We start from the raw sequence: 6,419 nt of genomic DNA, 5'->3' as shown, positions 1-6,419 counted from the left end.
GAACACCACCACGGGCGCGATTTCCTCGGCCTGCGCGAGCCGTCCCATCGGCTGGCGCGCGATGAAGGCCTTGCGCGCCGCTTCGGGGTCTTCGTTGGCATTGATGCGCTCGCCGAGCGAGGGCGTGTCGACTGTGCCGGGACACACGGCATTGCAGCGGATGCCGCGCGACACGAAGTCGGCCGCCACGCTCTTGGTGAGGCCCAGCACCGCGGCCTTGGTGGTGCCGTAGACGAAGCGGTTGGGCAGGCCCTTCATGCTGGAGCAGACGCTCGCCATGTTGATGATGCTGCCGCTTCCCGCGGCCAGCATGCCGGGCAGCGCGGCCTGGATGGTCCAGAACTGGGCGCGCACGTTGAGGGCGAACGCGAATTCGAGGTCCTTGTCGGTGGCCTCGAGCGCAGTGCCGTTGTGCACCACGCCGGCGCAGTTGAACAGCACGTCGAGCGCGGGAAGACTCTTGAAGAAGGCGCCGATCGCGTCCTTGTCGAGCACATCGAGTTTCGCGGTGCGCACGTTGGCAACGCCCGCGTAGCGCCCCAGCAGCTTCTCGTTCACGTCGGTCGCCCACACCTGCGCGCCTTCGGCGGCCATGGCGAGCACGCTCGCGTGGCCGATGCCTTGTGCGGCCGCCGTCACGAGCACGGTCTTGCCCTTGAGTCTCATGCATGTCTCCTTGGAAAGTGGCGCACCGGCTGCCCGGCGTTCAGGGTTTGGCCCGATGGCAGCGGCGCGGTACGGATCGTATTCTGAATTGGCCTTACCACTTGTCCAATTCAGGACAACCCTTAACCCACCACCCGTGCCGCTCCAGACCGTCGAACCCCAGCGCCTCTATCGCCAGATTGCCGACCAGCTGCGCGGGCTGATCGGCAAGGGCGAGTTTGCCGTCGGCGCGCGGCTGCCGGCCGAGCGCGACCTGGCCCAGCAGCTCGGCGTGAGCCGGCCCTCGGTGCGCGAGGCGCTGATCGCGCTCGAGGTCGAGGGCTGGGTCGAGGTTCGCACGGGCTCGGGCGTGTATGTGCTGGACCGCTCGCACCGCGCGAGCAAGCCGGTGGCGCCTACCGAATGGGGACCGCTGGAGCTGATCCGCGCGCGCCGCGTGATCGAGGGCGAGACCGCCGCCATCGCGGCTGCCGTCGGCAAGCGCAAGGACATCGACGCCATGAGCCGCGCCATCGAAACGATGCGCGGGCTCGCCGACCGCGAAATACTGCCGCTCGAGGGCGACCGCGAATTCCACGTGGCCATCGTCAATGCCAGCGGCAACGCCGTGCTGGTGGAAACGGTGCAGAGCTTCTGGGATTCGCGCAACGGCCCGATCTTCACGCGCCTGGGCGGCTACTTCGAGACGGTGGCCTCCTGGCGCTCGGCGATTGCCGAGCACGAGGCCATCCGTGACGCCGTGGCCGCGCGCGACCCCGAGGCCGCACGCGCCGCCATGCACGCCCACATGGACAACTCGCATCAACGATTCAGCGCGAGCTGGCGCCGCGCGAAAAAAACCTCTTCTCCTTCCGATTCCCACACAACACGAGTTCCACGATGAATCCCTTCATTCGCCTGCATCCGGCCGACGACGTCGTGATCGCGCGCAGCCAGCTGGTCGGCGGCGCCAAGGTCGAAGACTTTGCCGTGCGCGGCCTGATTCCCGCCGGCCACAAGGTGGCGACGCACGCCATTGCCGCCGGTGAACCGGTGCGTCGCTACAACCAGATCATCGGCTTCGCGAGCAAGCCCATTGCGGCCGGCGAGCACGTGCACACGCACAACCTCGACATGGGCCCCGACAAGGGCGACTTCGAACGCGACTACGCCTTCGGCGCCGACGTGAAGCCCGCGCCCGCCAAGCGCGAGGCCACCTTCATGGGCATCAGGCGGGCCGACGGCCGCGTGGCCACGCGCAACTACATCGGCGTGCTCACGAGCGTGAACTGCTCGGCCACCGCGGCGCGCGCCATTGCGGACCACTTCTCGCGCAAGACCAATCCATCGGCGCTGGCCGGCTACCCGAACGTCGACGGCATCGTGGCCCTCACCCACGGCACGGGCTGCGGCATGGACACGCAGGGCATGGGCATGCAGATCCTGGAGCGCACGCTCACGGGCTATGCCACGCACCCCAACTTCGCGGGCGTGCTGGTGGTGGGCCTGGGCTGCGAGGCGAATCAGATCAATGCCTGGCTCGCGACCGGCCACCTGGCCGAAGGCGAGAACTTCCGCACCTTCAACATCCAGGACACCGGCGGCACGCGCAAGACGGTGGAGAAAGGCATTGCGCTGATCAACGAGATGCTGCCGCGCGCCAATGCGGTCAAGCGCGAGCCCTGCAGCGCGGCGCACATCACGATCGGCCTGCAGTGCGGCGGCTCGGACGGTTACTCCGGCATCAGCGCCAATCCGGCCCTCGGTGCGGCGGTCGACCTGCTGGTGGCGCACGGCGGCACGGCCATCCTGAGCGAGACGCCCGAGGTCTATGGTGCCGAGCATCTGCTCACGCGCCGAGCCGTCAAGCGCGAGGTCGGCCAGAAGCTGGTGGACCGCATCAAGTGGTGGGAGCACTACACCGCAATCAACGAAGGCGAGATGAACAACAACCCCTCGCCGGGCAACAAGGCGGGCGGCCTGACGACCATCCTCGAAAAATCGCTCGGGGCCGTGGCCAAGGGCGGCACGAGCAACCTCGAGGCGGTGTACGAATACGCCGAGCCGGTCACGGCGCACGGCTTCGTCTACATGGACACGCCGGGCTACGACCCGGTGAGCGCCACCGGGCAGGTCGCGGGCGGCGCGAACGTCATCTGCTTCACCACCGGACGCGGCTCGGCCTACGGCTGCGCGCCCTCTCCTTCGCTCAAGCTTGCGACCAACTCGGCGCTGTGGCAGCGGCAGGAAGAAGACATGGACATCAACTGCGGCGAGATCGTGGATGGCACCAGCTCGATCCAGGAGATGGGCCAGCGCATCTTCGAACTGGTGCTGGCCACCGCGTCCGGCGAGCCTTCGAAGAGCGAGAAACATGGCTACGGCCAGAATGAATTCGTGCCGTGGCAAGTCGGCGCCGTGATGTAAGGAACCTATGCCCCAAACCCTTTCCTCCTCTGTTCTGCGATCGCAATGCGCCCGCATCCTCGAAGCCGCCGGCAGCACGTCGGCCGAAGCCGCGCAGGTGGCCGACAACCTGGTGCTGGCCAACCTGAGCGGCCATGATTCGCACGGCGTGGGCATGCTGCCGCGCTATGTCGATGCGGTGGCCGAAGGCGGCCTCGTGCCCAATGCCGCGATCAAGGTCAACGCCGACATCGGCACGCTGCTCGCGCTCGACGGCCAGCATGGCTATGGCCAGATCGTCGGCGTGCAGGCGATGGAACTCGGCATTGCACGGGCGAAGCAGCACGGCAGCTGCATCTTCACGCTCGCCAATGCGCACCACCTGGGCCGCATCGGGCACTTCGCCGAAATGGCAACGGCCGAGGGCCTGGTCTCGATGCACTTCGTCAACGTGCTGTCGCGGCCCGTGGTGGCGCCGTGGGGCGGCGGCGACGGGCGCTTTGGCACCAACCCCTGCTGCATCGGCATTCCACTCGCAGGCGCCGAACCCTTCCTGCTCGACTTTGCCACCAGCCGCGTGGCGCAGGGCAAGATGCGCGTCGCCCACAACAAGGGCGAACGCGTGCCCGACGGCTACCTGATCGACGAGCGCGGCGCGCCCACCAACGATCCCGGCGTGGTGGTGGTGCCGCAGGCCAACGGCCTGTTCGGCGCGCTCATGACCTTCGGCGAACACAAGGGCTACGGCATGGCGATGGCCTGCGAGCTGCTGGGCGGCGCGCTCACCGGCGGCGGCACCTGGCACCGTCCGGCCGACACGGCACGCACGGTGCTCAACGGCATGCTGACGATCCTGATCGACCCCGCCAAACTGGGAACCCAGGCCAGCTTCGCGCAGGAGGCGACGGCCTTCGTCGAGTGGCTGCGCCAAAGCCCGCCGGGCGCCGGCTTCGACCAGGTGCAGATCGCCGGCGAGCCGGAGCGCGCTGCACGCGTGGCGCGCGAGCGCGACGGCATCTGGCTGGACGATGCGACCTGGGGCGAGATCGTCGCGGCCGGAACCAAGGTGGGCGTGGCGGTCGCCGCCGCGTAAAGGCCGCGTTTCCTTCTAGCGCCGCGCCTTGCGCGACTTCTGGCTCAGCACGATCGCAATGCCGCCCAGGATGGCCACCGAGGCCGCCGCCAGCCGCGGCGTGATCGCCTCCGACAGCAGCAGCACGCCGCCGAACGCAGCCAGGAGCGGCACCGACAGCTGCACGGTGGCCGCCTGCATGGCCGACAGGCGCGCCAGCGCCGCGTACCAGACGACATAGCCGAGGCCCGAGGTCAATGCGCCGGAGGCCACGGCCAGCGCGATGCCGGTGGCATCCGCATGGGCACGCATCATGAAGGCAAGGCTCAGCGCCAGGGCCAGCGGTACGGCCCGCATGAAGTTGCGGCCCGTGGCGGCCAGCGGATCGGGCACGCCGCGGCCGCGCAGCGAATACACGCCCCATGYCACGCCCGCGATGGCCATCAGCACGGCACCGAGCAGCGGCGGCGCCGCAACGCCCGGCAGCACCAGGTAGACCAGCCCGCCGGCCGCCAGCATGAAGCCGATCCATGCCACGGGCCCGAAGCGCTCGCCCGAGCCCAGGCCCGCGCCCAGCATCGTGAGCTGCACCGCGCCGAACAGGATCAGCGCGCCCGTGCCCGCGGAGAGGCTCAGGTAGGCGAAGGAAAAGAACGCGACGTAGGCGAACAGCATGGCGGCCGCGAGCCAGTCGGCACGGCCGGGCACGGCAGGCCGGGCGCGGAACTGCACGACGAGCGCGAGCGTGAGCGCACCGGCAACCAGCCGGATGCTGCCGAAGCTGGCCGGGTCGATGCCCCGCTGCTGCAACGCGAGCCGGCACAGCAGCGAATTGGCCGCGAATGCGACCATGGCCACCGCGGTCAGCGCGACGGTCTGCAGGGTGGACGGCGCGCGGCGCACCTCGGAGATGGCTYCAGACATGCGCCCCCACCATGAAGACGGCCCAGCCCAAGAGCGCAAACCCGAGCGGCGCGCTCAGGCGGTGGCCCCAGGGAACGTTCTTTTCCAGCGCCATGACGGCGGCCAGCAGCAGCATCCAGCCGAGGCTGCCGGTGCCGAGCGCGAACATCAGCAGCATCAGCGCCCAACAGCAGCCGACGCAGAACAGGCCATGGTGCAGGCCCAGCGCGAACGCCTGGCGCGCCTGCGCGTGGCCGCGCCAGTGCTCGATGACAAAACTCAGCGGCGTGCGGCACTTCTCGAGGCACTTGTGCTTGAGGCGGCTGAACTGGAAGGCGCCGGCCAGCGCGATGGTCGCGGCGCCGATCACCCAGCCGTGCCAGGCCAGCGTGGGCGCGCTCGCGAGCAGCGCCAGTACCGCGCTGTGGAGCCCGTGCGCCAGCAGCCYGAAGGCACCCCACACGGCCATGTAGCCGAGCTCCAGCAGCACGAGCAGGCGCGCATGGTCCGGCCGCCCCGCGGTCAGGCGGTCGAAGGCATTGAACAGCGGCAGCGTGGTCGGCAGCATCATGGCCATGGTCATGAGGATCCACGCCACCGCATAGAGGACCGCAGGCACCACCACGCCGCCGGCCGGAATGGCCTGGCACAGGAACGCGGCCGGCCCCGAGGCGGTCCAGTCGCCGTGTTCGAGATAGCGCCCGTAGGGGCTGCGCGCCCAGGCCCACAACGCCATCCACGCAAGCGCGGCCAGCGCAGCGAGAACCGGCAGGAACACGCGGCGGTGGCGGGTGACGTTGCGCGGCGGCAAGCCGGCCGCGGGGTTCACTGGCTAACCTCCGTGCTCCGCACTGCGGTGCGAGCTTGCTTGGGGCGGCCCGGCACGGCGCTCATGAATCAAAGACGAAGGTGCTCTGCAGGGCGTTGTGGTTCTTGATGTCGAGGTCGATGCCGAGGGCGGGGTTCTTCGAGCGGTAGGTGGGCGCCTTGCCGACGAACACCGGCGCGCCCGGCACCGTGGAGAACACGGTGTCGGACAGCGTGGTCTGCCCGCCGGTCGCGCCGCGGTAGGGTTCGAGCTCGGCGTAGTAGTCCTTGCCGATCTCCAGCTCGCCCTTGCCTTCGTTCACCGTGAAGCGAATGGGCGCCCGCTCGACCGACACCACCTGGCCGATGAGGGCGGCCAGGTCGGCGATCGGGCCGCCGGCCTTGCCGGTGTAGACCTTGAGCAGCGCCTCTTCCTGCTCCTTGGAGGCTTTGTCGTCGACGAAGATCGCCGCCGTCCAGTTGCCTTCGAGGATGTTTCCGGGCACATGCGCCACGGCCGCGATGGTGTTGCCGCCGACGTCGACGCCGTCGATGGTTCCCTTGTCGATGCGCCACGCGACGATGG

6 protein-coding genes and 1 pseudogene are annotated in these 6,419 nt (G+C 69.2%); 3 read left to right on the top strand and 4 right to left on the bottom strand.

Going from position 1 to position 6,419, the window contains the following annotated elements:
• On the bottom strand, window positions 1-666 hold a 666-nt coding region (locus tag AC1DOC_RS14275), incomplete at its 3' end, for an SDR family oxidoreductase (RefSeq protein ID WP_478129969.1).
• Between the two features lie 136 nt (window positions 667-802).
• Between AC1DOC_RS14275 and AC1DOC_RS14270 the strand changes: the two genes are divergently transcribed.
• The 3 genes from AC1DOC_RS14270 to AC1DOC_RS14260 are packed head-to-tail and all read left to right on the top strand — an operon-like array spanning window position 803 to window position 4,144.
• A complete protein-coding gene (locus tag AC1DOC_RS14270) occupies window positions 803-1,549 on the top strand; it encodes a FadR/GntR family transcriptional regulator (protein ID WP_436299514.1) in 747 nt (248 codons plus the stop codon).
• Window positions 1,546-3,072: a UxaA family hydrolase gene (locus tag AC1DOC_RS14265; RefSeq protein ID WP_436299513.1), complete on the top strand. Its 1,527-nt coding sequence runs from the start codon at window positions 1,546-1,548 to the stop codon at window positions 3,070-3,072. The genes AC1DOC_RS14270 and AC1DOC_RS14265 overlap by 4 nt, the downstream gene beginning before the upstream one ends.
• Window positions 3,073-3,079: 7 nt before the next feature.
• The gene (locus AC1DOC_RS14260) at window positions 3,080-4,144 is read left to right on the top strand and encodes a malate/lactate/ureidoglycolate dehydrogenase (protein ID WP_478079171.1); all 1,065 of its coding nucleotides are present in this window, start codon (window positions 3,080-3,082) and stop codon (window positions 4,142-4,144) included.
• Between the two features lie 15 nt (window positions 4,145-4,159).
• Here AC1DOC_RS14260 and AC1DOC_RS14255 read toward each other — a convergent pair whose 3' ends face one another.
• The 3 genes and pseudogenes from AC1DOC_RS14255 to AC1DOC_RS14245 all read right to left on the bottom strand — a co-directional run.
• Window positions 4,160-5,047 carry a DMT family transporter gene (locus tag AC1DOC_RS14255; RefSeq protein ID WP_478129968.1) on the bottom strand — a complete coding sequence of 296 codons (888 nt, stop codon included), beginning with the start codon at window positions 5,045-5,047 and terminating at the stop codon, window positions 4,160-4,162.
• A pseudogene (locus AC1DOC_RS14250) lies at window positions 5,043-5,855 on the bottom strand (DUF2182 domain-containing protein); the annotation flags it as partial. The pseudogene AC1DOC_RS14250 and the gene AC1DOC_RS14255, both read right to left, overlap by 5 nt.
• A 61-nt stretch (window positions 5,856-5,916) precedes the next feature.
• Window positions 5,917-6,419 (bottom strand): DUF1326 domain-containing protein (locus AC1DOC_RS14245; protein ID WP_478129967.1); only part of this gene is annotated, 503 nt, incomplete at its 5' end.

This window comes from Variovorax sp. 01T439_2 (genome assembly GCF_056398445.1).
This window is presented reverse-complemented; position numbering and strand designations above follow the sequence as displayed.

What these genes read in the sequence shown, in the direction of transcription:
- AC1DOC_RS14265 (WP_436299513.1), top strand. Translation starts at nt 1,546, where the DNA reads ATGAATCCCTTCATTCGCCTGCATCCGGCCGACGACGTCGTGATCGCG.
- AC1DOC_RS14260 (WP_478079171.1), top strand. Translation starts at nt 3,080, where the DNA reads ATGCCCCAAACCCTTTCCTCCTCTGTTCTGCGATCGCAATGCGCCCGC.